At 51.3% G+C, this 236-nt stretch carries 1 pseudogene; it reads left to right on the forward strand.

The features are described 5' to 3' along the window. Positions 1-236, forward strand: a pseudogene (locus KVT11_RS20635) (glycosyltransferase family 2 protein); the annotation flags it as partial.

Below are 236 nucleotides of genomic sequence, written 5' to 3' on the forward strand. Positions count from 1 at the left end.
TGGATGGCGCAAGGCGGGTGATGGAAATGGTCTGGCATTGCGACAATACCAGGCACCAACTTTGCGATCCGTCGTCACATTTTAGAAGAGCTTGGCGGTTGGGATGTCCATGCACTAGCTGAAGACACTGAATTAACGATTCGTGGGTATAACCTGGGCTATGTGATTCGGTTCTTTCCTGCTGCTATTACATGGGAACAAGGGCCTGAAACATGGAAAGGCTGGTGGCGGCAGAG

Origin of the sequence: Bacillus sp. GbtcB10, from assembly GCF_019091365.1 — a bacterium.
Classification (GTDB): Bacteria; Bacillota; Bacilli; order Bacillales; family Bacillaceae; genus Bacillus; species Bacillus altitudinis.